The organism is Micromonospora sp. NPDC049081, assembly GCF_040648835.1.
GTDB classification, from domain to species: domain Bacteria; phylum Actinomycetota; class Actinomycetes; order Mycobacteriales; family Micromonosporaceae; genus Micromonospora; species Micromonospora antibiotica.
Genome location: NZ_JBEZEK010000028.1, coordinates 23,193 through 41,919, shown reverse-complemented (window position 1 = coordinate 41,919; position 18,727 = coordinate 23,193). Strand labels below are relative to the sequence as shown.

Annotated in this window: 20 protein-coding genes and 1 pseudogene; 6 read left to right on the top strand and 15 right to left on the bottom strand. The window is 73.4% G+C overall.

Annotation, left to right across the window (positions count from 1 at the left end; genetic code table 11):
• The 3 genes and pseudogenes from AB0B63_RS28015 to AB0B63_RS28005 all read right to left on the bottom strand — a co-directional run.
• Positions 1-478, bottom strand: a pseudogene (locus AB0B63_RS28015) (hypothetical protein); the annotation flags it as partial.
• Positions 479-630: 152 nt separating this feature from the next.
• Positions 631-885 (bottom strand): flavin reductase, encoded by a 255-nt coding sequence (locus AB0B63_RS28010; RefSeq protein WP_357024052.1) that lies wholly within the window; start codon positions 883-885, stop codon positions 631-633.
• On the bottom strand, positions 885-1,220 hold the full coding sequence (locus AB0B63_RS28005) for a hypothetical protein (RefSeq protein WP_357024049.1): 336 nt from the start codon (positions 1,218-1,220) through the stop codon (positions 885-887). The genes AB0B63_RS28010 and AB0B63_RS28005 overlap by 1 nt, the downstream gene beginning before the upstream one ends.
• A gap of 253 nt (positions 1,221-1,473) precedes the next feature.
• Between AB0B63_RS28005 and AB0B63_RS28000 the strand changes: the two genes are divergently transcribed.
• Both AB0B63_RS28000 and AB0B63_RS27995 read left to right on the top strand, forming a co-directional pair.
• On the top strand, positions 1,474-2,268 hold the full coding sequence (locus AB0B63_RS28000) for a helix-turn-helix transcriptional regulator (RefSeq protein ID WP_357024046.1): 795 nt from the start codon (positions 1,474-1,476) through the stop codon (positions 2,266-2,268).
• On the top strand, positions 2,255-2,443 hold the full coding sequence (locus tag AB0B63_RS27995) for a DUF397 domain-containing protein (protein ID WP_357024043.1): 189 nt from the start codon (positions 2,255-2,257) through the stop codon (positions 2,441-2,443). Before AB0B63_RS28000 ends, AB0B63_RS27995 begins: the two co-directional genes overlap by 14 nt.
• 75 nt (positions 2,444-2,518) lie before the next feature.
• On the opposite strand, the gene AB0B63_RS27990 is transcribed toward AB0B63_RS27995, so the two are convergent.
• The 5 genes from AB0B63_RS27990 to pepN all read right to left on the bottom strand — a co-directional run bounded on the left by AB0B63_RS27990 (position 2,519) and on the right by pepN (position 7,744).
• Positions 2,519-3,370, bottom strand: coding sequence for a DegV family protein (locus AB0B63_RS27990; protein ID WP_357024040.1), 852 nt, complete (start codon positions 3,368-3,370; stop codon positions 2,519-2,521).
• Between the two features lie 48 nt (positions 3,371-3,418).
• Positions 3,419-4,048 (bottom strand): histidine phosphatase family protein, encoded by a 630-nt coding sequence (locus AB0B63_RS27985; RefSeq protein ID WP_208570130.1) that lies wholly within the window; start codon positions 4,046-4,048, stop codon positions 3,419-3,421.
• The gene (gene rsfS, locus AB0B63_RS27980; protein ID WP_208570131.1) at positions 4,045-4,449 is read right to left on the bottom strand and encodes a ribosome silencing factor; all 405 of its coding nucleotides are present in this window, start codon (positions 4,447-4,449) and stop codon (positions 4,045-4,047) included. Before rsfS ends, AB0B63_RS27985 begins: the two co-directional genes overlap by 4 nt.
• A gap of 110 nt (positions 4,450-4,559) precedes the next feature.
• Entirely contained in the window at positions 4,560-5,156 is a 597-nt protein-coding gene (gene nadD / locus AB0B63_RS27975; RefSeq protein WP_208570132.1) for a nicotinate-nucleotide adenylyltransferase, read from the bottom strand.
• 71 nt (positions 5,157-5,227) lie between these two features.
• Positions 5,228-7,744, bottom strand: coding sequence for an aminopeptidase N (gene pepN, locus AB0B63_RS27970; protein ID WP_357024035.1), 2,517 nt, complete (start codon positions 7,742-7,744; stop codon positions 5,228-5,230).
• 66 nt (positions 7,745-7,810) lie between these two features.
• On the opposite strand from pepN, the gene AB0B63_RS27965 reads away from it, so the two are divergent.
• Positions 7,811-8,029 (top strand): DUF397 domain-containing protein, encoded by a 219-nt coding sequence (locus tag AB0B63_RS27965; RefSeq protein WP_067312494.1) that lies wholly within the window; start codon positions 7,811-7,813, stop codon positions 8,027-8,029.
• Positions 8,030-8,151: 122 nt separating this feature from the next.
• Here AB0B63_RS27965 and AB0B63_RS27960 read toward each other — a convergent pair whose 3' ends face one another.
• A complete protein-coding gene (locus tag AB0B63_RS27960; RefSeq protein WP_357024031.1) occupies positions 8,152-8,544 on the bottom strand; it encodes a hypothetical protein in 393 nt (130 codons plus the stop codon).
• Between the two features lie 228 nt (positions 8,545-8,772).
• On the opposite strand from AB0B63_RS27960, the gene AB0B63_RS27955 reads away from it, so the two are divergent.
• The 3 genes from AB0B63_RS27955 (at position 8,773) to AB0B63_RS27945 (ending at position 12,009) form a co-directional block, all read left to right on the top strand.
• On the top strand, positions 8,773-10,020 hold the full coding sequence (locus AB0B63_RS27955) for a cytochrome P450 (RefSeq protein WP_357024028.1): 1,248 nt from the start codon (positions 8,773-8,775) through the stop codon (positions 10,018-10,020).
• A 205-nt stretch (positions 10,021-10,225) separates the two neighbouring features.
• The gene (locus AB0B63_RS27950) at positions 10,226-11,293 is read left to right on the top strand and encodes a glycosyltransferase family 2 protein (protein WP_357024025.1); all 1,068 of its coding nucleotides are present in this window, start codon (positions 10,226-10,228) and stop codon (positions 11,291-11,293) included.
• A 233-nt stretch (positions 11,294-11,526) separates the two neighbouring features.
• Entirely contained in the window at positions 11,527-12,009 is a 483-nt protein-coding gene (locus AB0B63_RS27945; RefSeq protein WP_208570136.1) for a DUF4383 domain-containing protein, read from the top strand.
• A 9-nt stretch (positions 12,010-12,018) separates the two neighbouring features.
• On the opposite strand, the gene AB0B63_RS27940 is transcribed toward AB0B63_RS27945, so the two are convergent.
• The 6 genes from AB0B63_RS27940 to AB0B63_RS27915 form a co-directional block, all read right to left on the bottom strand.
• Positions 12,019-12,468, bottom strand: coding sequence for a GNAT family N-acetyltransferase (locus AB0B63_RS27940; protein WP_208570137.1), 450 nt, complete (start codon positions 12,466-12,468; stop codon positions 12,019-12,021).
• A gap of 70 nt (positions 12,469-12,538) precedes the next feature.
• Positions 12,539-13,996 carry a GTPase ObgE gene (gene obgE, locus AB0B63_RS27935; protein WP_357024020.1) on the bottom strand — a complete coding sequence of 486 codons (1,458 nt, stop codon included), beginning with the start codon at positions 13,994-13,996 and terminating at the stop codon, positions 12,539-12,541.
• 155 nt (positions 13,997-14,151) lie between these two features.
• Positions 14,152-14,403 carry a 50S ribosomal protein L27 gene (gene rpmA / locus AB0B63_RS27930; protein WP_208570139.1) on the bottom strand — a complete coding sequence of 84 codons (252 nt, stop codon included), beginning with the start codon at positions 14,401-14,403 and terminating at the stop codon, positions 14,152-14,154.
• A gap of 11 nt (positions 14,404-14,414) precedes the next feature.
• On the bottom strand, positions 14,415-14,729 hold the full coding sequence (rplU, locus tag AB0B63_RS27925; protein ID WP_067312477.1) for a 50S ribosomal protein L21: 315 nt from the start codon (positions 14,727-14,729) through the stop codon (positions 14,415-14,417).
• A gap of 224 nt (positions 14,730-14,953) precedes the next feature.
• Complete coding sequence (locus AB0B63_RS27920) at positions 14,954-15,448, bottom strand: hypothetical protein (RefSeq protein WP_208570140.1); 495 nt, start codon at positions 15,446-15,448, stop codon at positions 14,954-14,956.
• Between the two features lie 115 nt (positions 15,449-15,563).
• Complete coding sequence (locus AB0B63_RS27915) at positions 15,564-18,698, bottom strand: Rne/Rng family ribonuclease (protein ID WP_357024014.1); 3,135 nt, start codon at positions 18,696-18,698, stop codon at positions 15,564-15,566.
• Positions 18,699-18,727 lie beyond the last annotated feature (29 nt).

The following is an 18,727-nucleotide window of genomic DNA, read 5'->3' as shown; positions in this document are numbered from 1 at the left end:
CGCGGCGGGGCAGCCGGTCGGGGTCGAGTGCCTCGCGGCGGGGCAGCCGGTCGGGGTCGAGTGCCTCGCGGCGGGGCAGCCGGTCGGGGTCGAGTGCCTCGCGGCGGGGCAGCCGGTCGGGGTCGAGTGTCTCGCGGCGGGACGCCCCACCACCCGGGGCCGGATCGTCCAGGTCTGCCTGACGCGACCGGTCGGCGGCGGGAAGGTCGACGACGCGCGCGCCCACCCCGGGTGAACCGCCGACGGGGAGACCACCGACCTCCGGTGAGGCGGCCCGGCGGGAGCTGGAGCCGCCGGCTGGGCCGGGCCGCCCGGCCGGCACCCCACCCGCGCCGTCGCCGGACGGTACGCGAAGCCCGACCGCCGGACGGTACGCGCGGGGTGGCGGCTCCGGCGGCCCCGCCGCCCGCACCGTCGACACCCCGTCGGTCAGCCGGTACAGCCGTCGCCGCACCATGGTTTCCTCATCCTCCGACACGGCGCGAGGTTAGGCCGACGGACGGCACCCGCTCAGCCCGACGGAGGTCGGCTGTGGACGACGACCGGGGCTGTGGACAACCACCTGACCATGGCCGGGATCTGCTATGGCACGGGCAGGCAGGACTGGTCGGCCCGTACGTACACCGGCCCTCATCCTCGGGCCCGCGCCCAGGCGACGAAGCGGTCCGCCAGGTCCGCGTGCCGGTCGGGGTTGAGCTGGGTGAGTTGGCTCGCCGCCTCCTGCATCAGGGTGCCGAGGTAGACGAGCAGGGCGGTCCGGTTCCCCCGGTACTCGACGAGGAGCGCGAGCTTGGCCGGCTGGCACGGCCACTCCCTGCCGCAGTTGCGGCAGCGCCACAGCGGGCGCATGGCGACGTGCGGTACGGGCGGACGGACCACCGGCATCACCGCACCGTCGCGGCGCTGGCCCGCGCCTCGTCGTCGGTCAGGCCCAGGAACCACAGGAACCGCCGGGCGATCTCGTGCGGCTCCGGCCCCTGCGCCTGCTCCCGCCGGTCCCTGATCGCGGTACGCAGCATGAAGGACATGACCGGCAGCAGGCGGTCCGTGACGTCGTCGGTCGGGATCGCCCGGAAGGTGGAGCACGGCCAGGGCTCGGCGCACGCTTCGCAGATCCACGTCGGGTGGCAGCCCAGGTGCACCTCGAAGGTGACGACACCGTCGAGGTCGGGCTCGCCGGTCACCGGCGGCCCCCGTTCGCGCGCCTCCTGGCCCTCCACCGCCTGATCGTGCGGATCATCTCGACCTCCCGTGAGACTGGAAGGGGGCCGCTCCCGTCCCCCCTGGACGGGAGCGGCCCCACCGCGAAGCCGGCCCCAACGCTGTCCTGTCGGAGCCGACCCACCTGAATGACAGTCTGGTGAGGACACCACTACTCTCGGAAGCCATAGACGGCTTCCTCGGCGCAGATGCGCAACCGAGGTGGCGGGTAGGGATAGCGGTCGGAATTCACGGCAAGATTGTGGAGGAACTGTGGAGGAAAGCACGGCGGAACTCATCCGGGCCCAACTCCGTCGGATGCGCGCCAGCGCAGGGTTCAGCCAGGAAGAATTCGGCAAGATAGTCCACTACTCGGCGTCGATGGTGTCGGCGATCGAGCTGGGTCAGCGCCCCCTTGATCGGCAGTTCCTCGGGCGTGCCGACGACGTCCTCAAGACGGGGGGCCTACTCCTGGCCCTGTTGACGATGGCCGAGCGGGACGGACAGGCGTCCTGGTTCATGCCGTGGCTGGAGGCCGAACGCAACGCTCAACAACTCAGGTACTACAACCCGACCCTCGTCCCTGGCCTGCTCCAGACCTCGGCCTATGCCCGGCGGGTGTTTCGCTTCGACGACCTGCGGTCGGAGGATGAGGTCGAACGTCAGGCGCAGAACCGCCTGGAGCGTCAGGTGATTCTCACCAGGGAGAACCCGCCGCAGGTTGTCGCGGTCATCGACGAGGCCGCCCTACGCCACCACGACCCGGTCACCAGGGAACAGCTCGCGCACCTGTCAAAGGTGGCCGAACTGCCGCATGTGCACATTCTGATCATCCCGACGAGTGCCGGCTTACACGTTGGGTTATCCGGGCCGCTAGCGTTGGCCATGGGGGCTGACGGTGGATGGGTGGGTCATCTGGAGAACCAGCTTGGCGGGGCTGTCATCGATGGGCAGGATGATCTGGCTACGCTTCTAGCAAGGTGGGAGAGCATTCGCAACGAAGCGCTCCCCCGCCAGCAGTCCATCGACCTGGTAAAGGAAGTTGAGAGGCATAATGGACCTCAGTAGCGCCAACTGGAAGAAGTCCACCCGCAGCGGGACCGGCGGCGGCGACTGCGTCGAGGTGGCGGACAACCTGCCCGGTGTCGTGGCCGTGCGCGACAGCAAGGACCCGTCCGGCCCGGTGCTGGCCTTCGATCCGACGACCTGGCGGTCGTTCGTCGGGTTCGCCAAGCGCGCCTGACGCCGGCACGAAACGACCCGCTCCGCGCGCGGTACGGGCGGGTGCCGGCCATCGGTGCCGCTCACCCACCCCGCGTCAGGCCGGCCGGCGGTGGACCACGACACTGGCCAGTCCCGGTCCGGCGTGGGCGGCGACCACCGCACCCGCCTCGGAGGCGTAGGTGTCGTGCAGGCGGTCGCCGAGTCGGGCGGTGAGCGCCTCGACCAACTGCTGGGCGCGTTGCGGGGCGGCGAGGTGGTGCACCCCGAGGTCCACGTCGGCGTCGCCGGCTGCCTCGACGGCCAGGTCGATCAGGCGGGCCACTCCCCGGCTGGCGGTACGCACCTTGTCGCGTACCACGATCGCGCCGTCGGGCATGTGCATGATCGGTTTGACTGACAGGGCGGTGCCGAGCAGGGCCTCGGCCGCGTTGATCCGGCCGCCCCGGCGCAGGAACTCCAGCGTGTCGACATAGAAGAAGATGGTCGTCCGGTCGACGGCGGCCAGCGCTGCGGCGCGTACCCCGGCCAGGTCGGCACCGGTCTCGGCGGCCGTGGCGGCGGCGAGCACCGGGAAGCCGAGCCCCATCCCGGCGGACCGGCTGTCGACGACCTCGACGCGGTCACCGACCTCGGCGGCGGCGAGCCGGGCCGCCGCCACCGTGCCGGACAGCTCCGCCGACAGGTGCACCGACACCACCCCGTCCGCACCGTCGGCCAGCAACCGCCGGTACGTCGTGACGAACTGGGCCGGCGACGGTCGGGACGTGCTCACCGAGACCCGCCGGCCGCCGAGTGCCCGGGTGGCGTCGGCGGGGAAGGTCTCCACCCCCTCCAGCCCCTCCGCTCCGTTGAGCACGACGGTCAACGGCACCACGGTCAACCGGTGCGCCCGCACCGGCTCGGGGGGCAGGTAGGCGGTGGAGTCGGTGACGACCGCGACGGACATGACCGGCACGCTAGCCGATGCCGGGGCGGGTCGCCCGCGCCGGCCGGCTCAGACCGGCTCGGACGACGCCGGCCGGGCCGGCGGGCCGACGTTGTGGGCGCGCAGGTGCCAGCCCCGGACGTCGTTGCGACGCAGCTCGGTCCAGTGGCAGTTGGCCAGTGCGCCGACGCTGCGCAGCACGTCATGGTCCCAGCCGAGCAGGTGACCGACGCCCTGCCGGGCCGCGCCGCCGTGGGTGGCGACCACGACCGTGCCACCGTCGGCCAGCTCGACGGCGGCCAGCAGCGCCGTACCGACGCGCTTGCCGAGGTCGTCGAGGGGTTCGATGCCCGCGCCCGGGTCCGGGTCGCCGGCCCGCCAGCGGGCGTACTCGGTGGGGAACCGTTCGGCCGCGTCGGTCAGGGCGAGGCCCTGCCAGTGGCCGAAGTGGCGTTCCCGCAGCCTCGCGTCGGGGCGGACCGGATGGCCGGTGAGCTGGGCGAGCGCGGCGGCGGTGTCGGCGGCGCGGCACAGGTCGGAGGCGACGACGACGTCCGGGCGCAGCGCCGCGAGCAGCGGCGCGGCGCTACGGGCCTGCTCCCGGCCGAGGTCGTTGAGGGGTACGTCGGTCTGCCCCTGGACCCGGCCGGCAGCATTCCAGTCGGTGTTGCCGTGCCGCCAGATGATCAGGCGGGTCATTCGGCGGCGGCACCCGTGGCGTCGGCGTCGACCAGGTCGCGGTCGACGAACGGGAGCTGCGGGCAGTCCTTCCAGAGCCGGTCGAGGGCGTAGAACTCGCGCTCCTCGGTGTGCTGGACGTGGACCACCATGTCGACGTAGTCGAGCAGCACCCAGCGGCCACCGCGCTCGCCCTCGCGGCGGAGCGGCTTGGCCTTCTCGGGCAGCTCCAGCAACCGCTCCTCGATGGCGTCGACGATGGCCATCACCTGGCGCTCGTTGGGCGCCGAGGCCACCAGGAACGCGTCGGTGATGGCGAGCTGGTCACCCACGTCGATGATGACGATGTCCTGCGCCTTTTTGTCGGCCGCAGCCTGGGCGGCGGCCATCGCCAGCTCGTGAGCGCGTTCGGAAACTGTCACCGTTCTCCTTCGATCAACCGTGCGACCCGTCAAGCGTCTCACACCCGACGCGGAGACGACTTGTCAGTTCTGGCCGGTTACCGGGATGAACTGGCGGTTACCGGGCGGAATCACTGCTGGTAGAGCCGTCGTTTCGCGATGTACTGCACCACACCGTCGGGCACCAGATACCAGACCGGTTCCCCCCGACCGACCCGGTCGCGGCAGTCGGTCGACGAGATCGCCATCGCGGGCACCTGCACCAGGCTGACCGTGTCGGCGGGCAGGTGCTCGTCGGTCAACGCGAACCCGGGCCGGGTGACGCCGATGAAGTGGGCCAACGCGAAGATCTCGTCCAGGTCTTTCCAGGACAGGATCCGCTCCAGCGCGTCCGCGCCGGTGATGAAGTGCAGCTGCGCCTTCGGGCCGTACTCGTGGTGCAGGTCACGCAGGGTGTCGACGGTGTAGGTGGGGCCACCACGGTCGATGTCGACCCGACTGACCTGGAAACGCGGGTTGGAGGCGGTGGCGATGACCGTCATCAGGTAACGGTCCTCGGCCGGGCTGACCGGGGTGTCCGCCTTCTGCCACGGCTGGCCGGTCGGCACGAAGACCACCTCGTCCAGGCCGAACCGGTCCGCCACCTCGCTAGCCGCCACGAGGTGGCCGTGATGGATCGGGTCGAAGGTGCCGCCCATGATGCCGATCCGCCGGATGTCGTCCTCCACCCGATGATCGTAGGCCCGGCCCACCCCGCCTGAGCGGCCGGTGGGGATGCCGGGCATCCCCACCGGCCCCGTCAGGCGGCGGCAGCGGCGACCGCCGTCCGGGCGACCAGCGCCCGACGCAGGTCGTCGGCGGCGTCGACGACGCTGCGGCGCAGCCCGGGGGTGAGGTCGTCCCGGCTGAGCAGGGCCGCGGCCGAGTCCAGGGTGGGCTGGGCCACGGCGTACCGGGGGAAGGCCAGCCGGGCGACCCGTTCGGCCACCCAGGCGGTACGCCGTCGCGCCGCCGCCGGCATCTCGGTGAAGTACCGGTCGACGTACGTGCCGGTCAGCTCGGCCTGCTCGGGTTGCCAGAACCCTTCGGCCGCCGCCTCGACGAGCCGGTTGGAGCAGCTGGTGTCCCGGGTGATGATCTCCCAGGCGGCGTCCTTCGCGGCCACCTCGGGCCGGGCCGCCCGGCACCGGGCCGCCCGCTCGGCACCGGTGGCGCTGCGGTCGGCCGACGCCTCGGCGGCGATCTCGGGCTCACCGGCCGCACCCAGCACCACCAGCCGGTGCAGCAGCGCCCAGCGCAGCTCGGCGTCGACGGCCAGCCCGGCCGGCACCTCCCGGCCCGCCAGCCACCCGGCCAGCAGGTCCGCGTCGGCGGTGGTGGAGAGCAGCCCCCGGGCGGCGGCCAGTTGCAGCGAACCGCCGGCCGGGGCGGTGTCGAGCAGCGCGGCGCAGGCCTCGGCCGTCCGCAGCAGGGCGGCGTCGCGGGCGAGCGGGTCGAGGTAGCGGTCGACCAGGTTGCGACTGCGGGCGAGCACGCTCTCGGCGACGGCCACCTCGGTCTCGGCGGGCAGGGCCACCGTCAGCAACGACACCACCGCCGACACCGGCCGCTCGCCGTCGGTCGCCGCGTCCAACGACTCCTCCCAGAGCAGGGCGCGGGCCAGCGGGTCGGTGAGCGTGGGCAGCACGGTGCCGACCGCGTCCGCCGACGCCGGGTCGAGCCGGATCTTGGCGAAGGTGAGGTCACCGTCGTTGGGCAGGAGCAGGCCCTCGGCGACCCGACCGGTCAGCTCGGGAAGCTCGGTGCGCCCCCGGTCGGCGGCCGGGTCGAGGTCGACCTCGATCCGTTCGGCCGCGCCGTCGGGGGTGTACCGGCCGACGGCGATCCGGTGCGGGCGCAGCACCGGGTACTCCTGCGGCGCGGTCTGCACCACCGCCACCGAGGACCACCGGCCGTCGGCGTCCACCGAGGTCTCCGTCCGCAGCGTGTTGACCTGCGGTTGACGCAGCCACCGGTCGGCCCAGTCGGTGAGGTCCCGCCCGCTGGCGGCGCTGAGGTTGGCGAGCAGGTCGGCCAGGGTGGCGTTGCCGAAGCGGTGGGCGGCGAAGTGCCGGTTGAGCCCGGCCAGGAAGGCGTCGTCGCCGAGCCAGGCGACGAGCTGGCGGAGCACGCTGGCGCCCTTGGCGTACGAGATGCCGTCGAAGTTGAGCAGGCCCTGGGCGGCGTCGGCGACCTCGTCCGGAGCGACCGGATGGGTGGACGGGCGCTGGTCGGCGGCGTACCCCCAGGCCTTGCGGCGGATCGCGAAGGTCGTCCAGGCCCGGTCGAACCGGGTCGCCTCGGCGGTGACCCGGTTGCCCAGGTACTCGGCGAAGGACTCGTTGAGCCACAGGTCGTCCCACCAGCGCATGGTGACCAGGTCACCGAACCACATGTGGGCCATCTCGTGGGCGATGGTGGTGGCCCGCTGCTCCCGCTCGCTGTCGGTGACCGCCGAGCGGAAGACGTCGTCGTCGCGGATGGTGACCAGGCCCGGGTTCTCCATCGCCCCGGCGTTGAACTCCGGCACGAACGCCTGGTCGTACTTGACGAACGGGTAGGGCTCGGCGAAGAGCTGGTGGAAGCGGTCCAGGCACTGCTTGGTGACGGTGAGGATCTCGTCGAGGTCGGCGTCGAGGTGGGTGGCCAACGACTGCCGGCAGTAGACGCCGAGCGGGATGCCGTCGTGGTCGTCCCGCCGGACGTGCCAGGGGCCGGCGATCAGCGTGACGAAGTAGCTGGCCAGCGGCGCGGTGGGGGCGAACTCCCAGCGGCCCGGGGCCGGGTTGGCGGCGAGCGGGCCGTTGGCGGCCACCGTCCACTCTGGCGGGGCGGTCACCGCGAGGGTCACCGGGGCCTTGAGGTCGGGCTGGTCGAAGGCGGCGAAGATGCGCGGCGCCTCGTCCAGGAACGACATCGCATAGAGGTACGTCGCCCCGTCGGCCGGGTCGACGAACCGGTGCATCCCCTCACCGGTGTTGGAGTAGGCCATCTCGGCGGTGACCGTGAGGGTGTTCTCCGCCGCCAGTCCGCTGAGGGGGAACCGGCCGTCGGTGAGCGCTCCCGGGTCCAGCTCCCGGTCGTTGAGCCGGACCGTCTCCAGGGTCGCGGGCTTGACCTCGACGAAGGTCTCGGCACCGGCGGTTGCCCGGAACCGGATGGTGGTCGTCGACCGGAAGCGCTCCTCGCTACCGGTCAGATCGAGGTCCACCTGATAGGACTCGACATCGATCAGTGCGCGACGCGCGGTCGCCTCTACACGGGTCAGGCTCGGCATCCGCTTATCCTGCCCGACGGGGAGCCGGCCGGGCTTCCCGATACGCGCGGCAATGGAGGATCAACAATGGGTCAGCACCCCAAGGGCGACTTCGACCTGTCCCGGGCGGTCTGGCAGCGAGCCGAGGGAGACACCTCCGACAGCGCGGTCGAGGTGGCCTTCGTGGACGACCTGATCGGGATGCGCAACTCGGCCGAGCCGGACGGCCCGGTCCTGGTCTTCACCCAGGCCGAGTGGGACGCGTTCGTCGCAGGCGCGCAGGACGGCGAGTTCGACCTCGACTGAGCGCCGGACACCGACCCCCGGGCGGTAGGTGGCGAGACACCCTATCCCCGGGGGCACCGGCCCGGCGGGCGTCCGGCTGGCCATCGGGCGGCCGGCCGGTCGACCGGTGTCGGGCCCCCGACTCACCCGTCCCCCTCGCCCCAGCCGAGCCCGCCCGGACCGGGTGCGTAATGGAACCCCGGGTGGCCGGCGACGTCGACGCAACGCTCGCCGTCCGGGCCGACGACGTGACAGAAGAGCCGCTGCGCGGCCCGCCAGGAGCCGGCCGGTGACAGGGCGGCCGAGGCCAGCACCAGCTCCGGGCGGAGCAGGCTCAGTGCCTGCGCGTACGCCACCGCCAGCTCCCGGGCCTGCTCCGGCCCGTCGGCGACGAAACCCAGGTGCACGGCGAAGTGTCGGGGTTGCCGACGGGGACGCCGGATCAGCGGCTGATCCGGTGGGCGGACCCCACCGGGCCCACCGGGCAGGTCGACCAGCCGCCGCTCCCGCCAGTACGGCGGTGTGTTTTCCCGCATCCGGTCCTCCCCCGTCGTCGGCCCGGCCACCCGTGGTGGCCCTGTCGCTGAGCCAACCAGGTTTCCGGCGTCGCGGGAGGGGCCAGCGGTCGCCCGGCTGCTGGCCCACAGCCGACCCGGCCCGCCGCGGTGTCGGGCCGGCCGGGGGATTCAATGCCCCAAACCCGGGTAGAACACCCAAGGCCGACCAGCCGGGTCCGCCCACCGTCACCGCGTCAGGAGAGCCCGATGGCCACCACCCCGGCCGACCGCAGCCCGGAGAGCACCCTGGCGTTCTTCCGCGAGGGCTACCGGTTCATCAGCACCCGGTGCGAGCGCTACGACACCGACATCTTCACCGCGCGGCTGCTGCTGGAACCGACGATCTTCCTACGCGGGCGGGACGCGGCGGAGCTGTTCTACGACACCGAGCGGTTCCGGCGGGCCGGGGCGGCACCCAAGCGGGGCCAGCGGACGCTGACCGGGCAGGGCGGGGTGCAGGGCCTCGACGGCGCGGCCCACACCGACCGCAAGGCCATGTTCATGTCGATCATGACCCCGTCGGGCGTCGCGCGGCTCGGCCAACTCTTCGCCGAACAGTGGCGCACCCGACTGGCGAGCTGGGGTGGACCCGGCCCGGTGGTGCTGCGCGACGAGATCGGCCCACTGCTCCTGCGGGCCGTCTGCGCCTGGGCGGGCGTACCGCTGCCGGAGAGCGAGGTCGCCCGGCGCAACGCCCAGATGCAGGCCATGATCGACGGGCCGGCCGCGCTGGGTCTCCGGCACTGGCGTGGGCTGCGCGGACGCCTGCGCGCCGAACGCTGGATCGCCGACGTGGTGGAGCGGGTACGCATCGGCACCCTGGCCGCGCCGGCGGGAAGCGCGCTGGCGGTCATCGCCGAACACCGCGACGCCCAGGGGCGGCTGCTGCCCCGCCGGGTCGCCGCGGTGGAACTGATCAACGTGCTGCGCCCCACCGTGGCCGTCGACCGGTACGTGGTCTTCGCCGCCCTGGCCCTGCACGACCACCCGGCCTGGCGGGACCGGGTCCGCACCGGCGACGAGCCGACCGAGTGGTTCGTCCAGGAGGTACGCCGCTACTACCCGTTCTTCCCGGTCGCCTTCGCCCGGGTGCGGCACTCCTTCGAGTGGCAGGGACACCACTTTCCCCAGGACCGCCGGGTGCTGCTCGACCTGTACGGCACCAACCACCACCCCCGGCTCTGGCCCGAACCGGAGCAGTTCCGCCCGGAGCGGTTCGCCGGCTGGCGCGACGACCCGTACGGTTTCGTGCCGCAGGGCGGAGGCAGCCACCTGGGCGGCCACCGCTGCGCCGGGGAGTGGATCACCATCGAGCTGATGAAACAGGCGGTCGGTCTGCTGGCCGGGGCGATGGACTACCAGGTGCCACCACAGGACCTGGCCCTGGACCTGTCCCGGGTCCCGACCCTGCCCCCCAGCGGCTTCGTGCTCACCGGCGTCCAGCGCGCCGACTGAGCCGCCCGGGCGCGGGATCGCCGGACACCGGCGGGTGAACCGAGGCGTACCGGGGAGCCACGCGGTTTGTCCCGGCGCGGGCGGGGGATGCCCGGGGACCGCCGTCACCGGGAGGACCCTTGCCCGCCACCGTCACCCGCCGGGCCCGCCGCACCGGCCGGCACCGCCGTACCGGCACCTTCCAGGGCCGCTGGGCGGCGGGCGGATGAGCGCCCCCGCCGCGCGGCCGGTCCCGGTCGGGTCCCGCCGCACCGCCACGCCGGGCGGCCCACCCCGGCTCCCCGTCGAGTACGTCCTGCCGCTGTGCCACGGTGACGACGACGGCCCGGACGAGCTGACCGGCTACCTGCACACGCTGGGCCGGCTGGTCGACGTGACCGTGGTCGACAGCTCACCGCCGGAGGTCTTCTCCCGGCACGCCGCCCGCTGGCACGGCCTGCTGCGCCACCTGCCACCCGATCCGACGGTGCACGGCGTCAACGCCACGGTGCGTGCGGTGCTGACCGGGGTGGCGGCGGCGCGGCACGAACACGTGGTGATCGCCGACGACGACGTCCGGTACGACGAGGCGGGGCTGCGGGCGGTGCACCGGTTGCTGGACACCGCCGACCTGGTCCGCCCGCAGCACTACTTCCACCCGCTGCCCTGGCACGCCTGGTGGGACACCGGTCGGACCCTGCTCAACCGGGCGTTCGGCGCGGACCGGCCGGGCACCCTGGCGGTGCGGCGCAGCACCTTCCGGGCGATGGGCGGCTACGACCCGGACGTGCTCTTCGAGAACCTGGAACTGGTCCGCACCGTCCGGGCGTACGGCGGGACCGAGGCCAGCCCCGCCTGGCTCTACGTACGACGGTTGCCGCCCGGTGTGGCGCACTTCCGCAGGCAGCGGGTCCGCCAGGCGTACGACGACCTGGCCCGGCCGGCGCGGCTGCTGGTCGCGCTGGCGGTGCTGCCCGGGGCGCTGGCCGCGGTGCTGGCCCGCCGGCCGGGTCTGCTGGCCGGAGCGGCGGCCACTGCGGTGGCGGTGGCGGAGGCCGGCCGACGGCGGGCCGGCGGATCGGCGGTGTTCCCCCCGACCACCGCGCTGGCCGCGCCGTTCTGGCTGCTCGAACGCGGGGTCTGCGGCTGGCTCGCGCTGGCCCGTGGGGTGGGTCGCGGCGGGGTCCGGCTGCCGGCCCACTCGGTACGGGCGCTGCGCCGCCAACTGACCCCGGTGGAGCCCAGCGACCTGACCCGGTGGATCCGCGCCGATCCCGCCACCCGGGGCCGCTGACCGGGCCTGACCCACCACCCGGGCCGCTGACCGGGACTCACCCGGCCACCCCGGGCCGCTGACCGGGTCCGACCGGCCGGCCATGGGGTCCGGCCGCCGGAGCCGGCCGGCCCGCCACCGGGCGGGTGCCGCAGCAGGTGGTCGGGGTCCTTTCGTCGTTTCCCCCGCCCAGGGCCGCCCCACCGCCCAGAATATGGAGATCGTCCGACCGTCGGCCCCTGGAGGTGACAGCGATGGCCCACGCCACGCGACGGCCCGCCCCGGCCGCCCCGAAGCCCCGGGTCCAGCTGGTCGCCACCATCGTCGCGGCCGTCTTCCTGCTGCTCGGCATCCTCGGCTTCGTCCCCGGCGTCACCACCGGCTACGGGGAGCTGGCCTTCGCCGGCCACCACTCCGGCGCGGAACTGTTCGGGGTGTTCCAGGTGTCGGTGCTGCACAACCTGCTGCACCTCGTCTTCGGCCTGGTCGGCCTGGTGCTGGCCCGCCGGCTCGGCGGGGCCCGGATCTACCTCACCGTCGGCGGGGTGCTCTACCTGGCGCTCTGGCTCTACGGTTTCGCCGTCACCCGGGACACCCCGGCCAACATCGTGCCGTTCAACGACGCGGACAGCTGGCTGCACCTCATGCTCGGCCTCGGCATGCTCGCCGTCGGGCTGCTGCTGTCCAACGACGCCGGCACGGGCGGTCGGCTGGACGTCCCACCCGACCGGGGCTGACCCTCGCGCTCAGGCCGCCACCGGCAGCCGCTTGGCGAAGCACACGCTGTACGGGTTGTCGACGTACTCGCCGTAGACCGGGATCGGCCGGTAACCGCAGGAGGTGTAGAGGCCGATCGCAGCCGGCAGGTAACTGCCCGTCTCCAGGCAGAGCACCGAGTGGCCCTGCTGGAACGCCAACTCCTCCAGCGCACTGAGCAACTGCCGGGCGATCCCCCGCCCCCGGTAACCCGGGCGGACGTACATCCGCTTCAACTCGCCGGTGTCGGCGTCGAGGGACTGGACACCACCACAGGCCACCACCCGGCCGCCGTCCACCACCACCAGGTAGCGGATGCCGTCGTGCACCACCGTGACCTGCCCGTCCAGCCCGCCGTCGGCCTCGCGCAGCTCCCGCTGCTGGGCGGCGACCAGCGCGTCGACCTCCGGGTCGGTGGCGGGACGGGACTCGATCAGCATCACCCCACGCTAGGCCGGGTCCGTTTCGCGGAGGTTTCCGGAAAACGACCCGGGCCCGACCGGTACGGGGCTACTCCTCGTCGTCGTCCGGCAGGTCGTGCGGGGCCGAGACCAGCTCGTCCTCGGGGCGCTGCCGGCGGGCCTTGCGGGCGGCCAGCCGCTCGGCCGCCGCAGGGCGCGACGACTTCTCCTCCAGCCGCACGTCGGTGCCCCGGTTGCCGGGGACGAAGTCGACGCCGGCATACAGGGTCGGCTGCCAGTCGAACTCCCGCTCGCCGATCCGGACCAGGTCACCGGGGCTCGCGCCGGCCCTGGCCAGCTTCTCCTCCACCCCCAGCCGGGCCAGCCGGTCGGCGAGGAAGCCGACCGCCTCGTCGTTGTCGAAGTTCGTCTGGCGTACCCAGCGCTCGGGTCGGACCCCCCGGACGGTGAACGACCCGTCGGCCGCCGCCTCGATGGTGAAGCCGGCGTCGTCGACCGCCTTGGGGCGGATCACGACCCGGGTCGGCTCGGCCGGCGGCGCGGCACGGCGGGCCTGGTCGACCAGCTCCGCCATCGCGTACGTCAGCTCCTTGAGCCCCTCCCGGGTGGCCGCGGAGACGTCGAACACCTGGAACCCACGCGCCTCGAGGTCGGGGCGGACGATGTCGGCGAGGTCCTGCCCGTCGGGCACGTCGACCTTGTTGAGCGCCACCAGCCGGGGCCGGTCGGCCAGCCCGCCGTACTCGGCCAGCTCCGCCTCGATGGTGTCGATGTCGGCCAGCGGGTCCCGGCCCGGCTCCAGGGTCGCCGTGTCGACCACGTGCACCAGCACGGCGCACCGCTCGACGTGGCGCAGGAACTCCAGGCCCAGCCCCTTGCCGGTGGCCGCACCCGGGATCAGACCCGGCACGTCGGCGACGGTGAAGGTGTGGTTGTCCACCCGGACCACGCCCAGGTTGGGCACCAGGGTGGTGAACGGGTAGTCGGCGATCTTCGGTTTGGCGGCGGAGATCACCGAGATCAGCGACGACTTGCCCGCCGACGGGAAACCGACCAGGCCGACGTCGGCGACGCTCTTGAGTTCGAGCACCACGTCGAGCCGGTCACCGGGCTCGCCCAGTTCGGCGAAGCCGGGCGCCTTGCGCCGGGCGTTGGCCAGCGAGGCGTTGCCCCGCCCGCCGCGCCCACCGCGCGCCGCCTCGAAGGTGGTGCCCACACCGACCAGGTCGGCCAGCACCGTACCGTCGAGGGTCTGCACGACCGTGCCGTTCGGCACCTTGATCAGCAGGTCGTGGCCCTTGGCGCCGTCCCGGTTCGAACCCGCGCCGCCCTTGCCGTTCTCGGCCTTCATGTGCGGGCGGAAGTGGAAGTCCAACAGCGTGGTCACCTGCGGGTCGACCACCAGCGAGACACTGCCGCCGTGCCCGCCGTCGCCCCCGTCCGGGCCGCCGAAGGGCTTGAACTTCTCCCGGTGGATGGAGACACAGCCGTGCCCGCCGTCGCCGGCCTGCATGTGCAGGACGACCCGGTCAACGAACGTCGTCACGACGCCAATCCTTCCAGCGGGGTCCGGCCCCGCACCTGAAAACACCCCCCGGGCCCCGGCGCGACGGCGACGGGCACCCGGCGGTGGGAGCATCCCCCACCTGAAACGGCGAAGCGGGCCGGGACCCGAGGTCCGCGGCCCGCTTCGCCTTCGAGCTACTGCGGCACGATGCTGACGGTCTTGCGACCCCGCTTGGTGCCGAACAGGACCGAGCCGGCGGACAGCGCGAAGAGCGTGTCGTCGCCACCACGGCCGACCAGGTCACCGGGGTGGAACTTGGTGCCACGCTGACGGATGAGGATCTCACCCGCGCTGACGACCTGACCACCGAAGCGCTTCACGCCGAGTCGCTGGGCCGCGGAGTCACGACCGTTACGCGAGCTGGACGCACCCTTTTTGTGAGCCATTGTCCGACGACCTACTTCCCGCTGGAGATGCCGGTCACCTTGACCTGGGTCAGCGGCTGGCGGTGACCCTGGCGCTTGTGGTAGCCGGTCTTGTTCTTGAACTTGTGGATCCGGATCTTCGGGCCCTTGGTGTGCGCGGCGATCTCGCCGGACACCGCGACCTTGGCAAGCTTCGCCGCGTCGGTCACCAGGTCGTCACCGTCGACGAGGAGCACCGCGGTGAGCTTCACCGCGTCACCGGGGGCACCGGTGAGCTTCTCGACCTCGATCACGTCGCCCTCGGCGACCTTGTACTGCTTGCCGCCGGTCTTGACGATCGCGTACATCGGAGGCGGACTCCCTGTCGTTGAGGCTGCTGGCGGTCGTTCCCATGGCAACTCGCCGGGTAGCTGTGACACCGGCAGCGCGGGCACGCGGGAACTCGGCACACCAAAGTGCGCCGCAGGAAAGAGTACGCCATCATCCACCCGCGCCCCAAACCGACCCCCCCTGTCGAGCGGCCCTCCCGGCAGCCGGGCGGGTCGACCGACCACATCGCCACCGACCGCCGTCAGCGGGAGCAGAGCTGGTCCAGCCGCTGCTGGAGCCGGTCCAGCTCGGTCTCGTCGATCGAGTCGACGTCGGTGCCGAGCCGGCCGATCTCAGTGGCCAGGTCGGCGAGCAGGGCCTTCAACTGGGGGTCGGTGGCCCGGCCGGACTGCTGTCGCAACACGGTCCGCCACGTGGTCAGCGCCGTCTCCGCCCGTTTGCGGGCGGTGTCCGCCGCCGTGCTGTCGTTCGCGCCGACCGCCGCGATCATCTTGCCCAGTTCCTCGACGTAGGTGCGCACCGCAGTGGTCGACGCGGCCTCCGCGTCGGCGCACACCTGCGGCCCGTTGCCACCCGCCGGGGAACCGCTCACCACGGCGGACGGGACCACGGTGGCGGGGGTCACGGCACCGGACGGCCGGCCGGAGGTGGTCGGCGGGTCGGCCCGGTCGCCGGAGCACCCGACGCCGGTCAGCAGGACGGTGGCCACCACGATGGCGGCGGGCAGGCGGCGCATGTCATCTCCTAGCCGGGGTGCCCGATCGTATCGTCGGCCACCGGCACGGCAGGACCCCTCCCACCGGCGGTGTGCCGGGGAAGGGGTCCGGTGCTGCCAGGCGCGGGTCAGCCCGTCACGGTCGGGTACGGCGACGGGCACCGCCCCGGCGGGAACGACGCCGGCCCGTGCCGGCCTCCCCGCCGTCGTCGTCGCCGTCGGCCTCGCCGAGCGCGTCCGGGTCGTCCGCCCCCGCGAGCCGGGCCGACTCGCCCGTCTGGGCGTCGGCCACGGCCGGGGTCTGCGTCTCGTACCGGGACAGGTCGTAGCCCATGGTGTCGTCGTAGCCGGCGTCGACCGCCGGGGCGGCGACCTCGACGTCGGTGGCGTCGGTGGTCTCGACCACGGTCCGCTCCGCCGTGGCCGCCTTGCGGGCCCGCCGCCGCGACGACGCGCTGACCGGCGGCTCGGCCGCCGGGGCGGTGACCGCCGAGGCGACGGCCTTGACCCGGTCGCCCGCGCCGCCGTTGACGGCACGCGGCTTCTCCGGCACCGGCTCGGTGTGGATCACCAGGCCCCGGCCCTTGCAGCACTCGCAGGGCTCGCTGAACGCCTCCAGCAGGCCGGCACCGATCCGCTTACGGGTCATCTGCACCAGGCCGAGCGAGGTGATCTCGGTCACCTGGTGCTTGGTGCGGTCCCGGCCCAGGCACTCGGTGAGCCGGCGCAGCACCAGCTCCCGGTTGGACTCCAACACCATGTCGATGAAGTCGATCACCACGATGCCGCCGATGTCGCGCAGCCGCAGCTGGCGGACGATCTCCTCGGCCGCCTCCAGGTTGTTGCGGGTGACCGTCTCCTCCAGGTTGCCCCCGGAGCCGGTGTACTTGCCGGTGTTGACGTCGATGACGGTCATCGCCTCGGTACGGTCGATCACCAGCGAACCACCGGAGGGCAGGAAGACCTTGCGGTCCAGCCCCTTGATGATCTGCTCGTCGATGCGGTACTCGGTGAACACGTCGGCGGTGCCGACGTACCGGCGCACCCGGTCGACCAGGTCCGGCGAGACGTGCGACAGGTACGACTCGACCATGCCGTACGACTGCTCACCCTCGATGACCAGCTCGCGGAAGTCCTCGTTGAACAGGTCCCGGACCACCCGGATGACCAGGTCGGGCTCCTCGTAGAGCAGCACCGGAGCGCCGCCACCGGTCGCCTTGGCCTGGATGTCCTCCCACTGGGCCTGCAACCGCTTGACGTCCCGGGCCAACTCGTCCTCGCTGGCCCCCTCGGCGGCGGTCCGGACGATCACGCCCGCGCCGTCGGGGACCAGCTTCTTGAGCACGTCGCGCAGCCGCTTGCGCTCGTTGTCGGGCAGCTTGCGGCTGATCCCGGAGGCGTTGCCGTTGGGCACGTAGACCAGGTGCCGGCCGGAGAGCGCGACGTGGCTGGTCAGCCGGGCACCCTTGTGGCCGATCGGGTCCTTGGTGACCTGGACCAGCACCGAGTCGCCGGAGCGCAGCGCCTGCTCGATCGAGCGCGAACGCCCCTCCAGGCCGCTGCTGTCCCAGTTGACCTCACCGGCGTACAGGACGGCGTTGCGGCCCCGCCCGACGTCGACGAAGGCCGCCTCCATGCTGGGCAGGACGTTCTGCACCTTGCCCAGGTAGACGTTGCCGGCCATGGTGCCCGACGAGTTACGGGTGACGTAGTGCTCGACCAGGACGCCGTCCTCCAGGACCACGATCTGGGTCCGGTCGCCGCGCTGGCGGACCGCCATCACCCGGTCGACCGCCTCCCGGCGGGCCAGGAACTCCGACTCGCTCAGGATCGGCGGCCGGGTCCGGCGCTGCTCCCGGCCGTCCCGGCGACGCTGGCGCTTGGCCTCCAGCCGGGTCGAGCCGGAGACGCCCTGCACCTCGTCGACGGCCTTGCGGGGCTCCCGGATCTTGACCACCGTGGGTACGCCGTCGTCGGCGCCACCCTCGACGTCCCCGGCACCCCGACGGCGACGCCGACGCCGACGACGGGTCAGCCCGTCCCCGTCGCCCTCGTCCTCGGTGTCGTCCCCCTCGGCCTCGGCCTGGGCCGGCTCCTCGGTGTCGTCCTCGTCGGCGTCGTCCGCGCCGCCCTTGCCCCGGCCCCGACCCCGCCGACCCCGGCGGCGTCGGCGGCGCGCGGCGGCCGACTCGTCGTCGTCCTCGTCGTCACCGTCGTCCTCGGCGCCCTCCTCGGCCTCGCCGGTGGGCTCCTCCACGACGGGCTCGACCGGCTCGACGGCCTCGACCAGCTCGGTCTCCCGGCGGCCACGGCGACGCCGCCGCCCGGTCTCGACGGGCTCCTCGGCGGGCTCCTCGACCGGTGTCTCGGCGACCGGGCCGGGCTCGACCACCCGGAAGGTGGGCAGCTCCTCCGGCTGCGGGGCCATGAACAGGACCGTCGGCGCGGCGATCGCGGCCCGTCGCCGACGGGTCCGCGGCTGCGGCTCGGCCGGCTCCACCGCCTCGTCGACGGCCGGCACGGCAACCCCGGGCGGCACCTCCCCGGTCCGGTTACCGGCCGCGGCCGGTGGCGTCGACCCGGAGGCGGGCCGGTCGGCTGCGGGCTCCTCCGCGACGGGCTCCCCGACCAGGGGCTCCTCGGCCTCGTCGGCGACGGTCGGCTCGGTCGGGGCAGCCGCCTCCACGGCGGGCTCCTCCGCCGCGACGGCCGGCTCCTGAGCTGCGGAAACCGGAGCCACCGCCGCCGGAGCAGCAGGGGCCTCGGCGGCCGGCAGCGGCGCGGCCGGGGTCTCGGCGGGTGGCTCGGTCGCCGCCGGGGCGACGGCCTTCTTCCGCCGGGTACGGGTCACCTTCACCGGCGGGACGAGTTCCGCGCTGCCCTCCTCCACCCCGTCGGCGACCACCGGCTCCTCGGCCGCCTTGGCCGGGGTGGCCTTGCGGCGACGTCGGGTGGTCTTCGGCGCGGAGTCCAACTCACCGGCGACCGGGACGATCACCTCGGCCTGCTGTGACTCGTCGGTGGCCGAGGCGGCGGTGGCGGACGCCTCGGCGGGCGCTCCCCCGGTCAACTCCGGCTGGCTCAGCGGCGCGACCCGCCGTCGGGTGGTCCGCCGCCGGGTCGGGGGGGCCGCCGCGCCGTCCGGCGACGCCGCAGCGCCCTCCGGTGGCGTGGCGGCGGCTCCCGTGCCGCCGTCGACGGTGCTGTCGGCGGTGTCGCCGGCCGGCTGGGAACCGGTCCGTTCGCCGCCCTCGGGCTCGTTCTCGAGCATGGACGTTCTCCAGTTCTGGCGGCCCCGGG

Bases quoted from the DNA above. Each gene is read 5' to 3' on its own strand.
- AB0B63_RS27965 (WP_067312494.1), top strand. From the start codon at position 7,811: ATGGGTCAGCACCCCAAGGGCGACTTCGACCTGTCCCGGGCGGTCTGG.
- AB0B63_RS27920 (WP_208570140.1), bottom strand. From the start codon at position 15,448: ATGCGCCGCCTGCCCGCCGCCATCGTGGTGGCCACCGTCCTGCTGACC.
- rpmA (WP_208570139.1), bottom strand. From the start codon at position 14,403: ATGGCTCACAAAAAGGGTGCGTCCAGCTCGCGTAACGGTCGTGACTCC.
- AB0B63_RS27990 (WP_357024040.1), bottom strand. From the start codon at position 3,370: ATGTCCGTCGCGGTCGTCACCGACTCCACCGCCTACCTGCCCCCCGAG.
- pepN (WP_357024035.1), bottom strand. From the start codon at position 7,744: ATGCCGAGCCTGACCCGTGTAGAGGCGACCGCGCGTCGCGCACTGATC.
- AB0B63_RS27940 (WP_208570137.1), bottom strand. From the start codon at position 12,468: ATGCTGATCGAGTCCCGTCCCGCCACCGACCCGGAGGTCGACGCGCTG.
- AB0B63_RS27915 (WP_357024014.1), bottom strand. From the start codon at position 18,698: ATGCTCGAGAACGAGCCCGAGGGCGGCGAACGGACCGGTTCCCAGCCG.
- AB0B63_RS27955 (WP_357024028.1), top strand. From the start codon at position 8,773: ATGGCCACCACCCCGGCCGACCGCAGCCCGGAGAGCACCCTGGCGTTC.
- AB0B63_RS27960 (WP_357024031.1), bottom strand. From the start codon at position 8,544: ATGCGGGAAAACACACCGCCGTACTGGCGGGAGCGGCGGCTGGTCGAC.
- AB0B63_RS27995 (WP_357024043.1), top strand. From the start codon at position 2,255: ATGGACCTCAGTAGCGCCAACTGGAAGAAGTCCACCCGCAGCGGGACC.
- AB0B63_RS28010 (WP_357024052.1), bottom strand. From the start codon at position 885: ATGCCGGTGGTCCGTCCGCCCGTACCGCACGTCGCCATGCGCCCGCTG.
- AB0B63_RS27945 (WP_208570136.1), top strand. From the start codon at position 11,527: ATGGCCCACGCCACGCGACGGCCCGCCCCGGCCGCCCCGAAGCCCCGG.
- rplU (WP_067312477.1), bottom strand. From the start codon at position 14,729: ATGTACGCGATCGTCAAGACCGGCGGCAAGCAGTACAAGGTCGCCGAG.
- AB0B63_RS27950 (WP_357024025.1), top strand. From the start codon at position 10,226: ATGAGCGCCCCCGCCGCGCGGCCGGTCCCGGTCGGGTCCCGCCGCACC.
- AB0B63_RS27985 (WP_208570130.1), bottom strand. From the start codon at position 4,048: ATGACCCGCCTGATCATCTGGCGGCACGGCAACACCGACTGGAATGCT.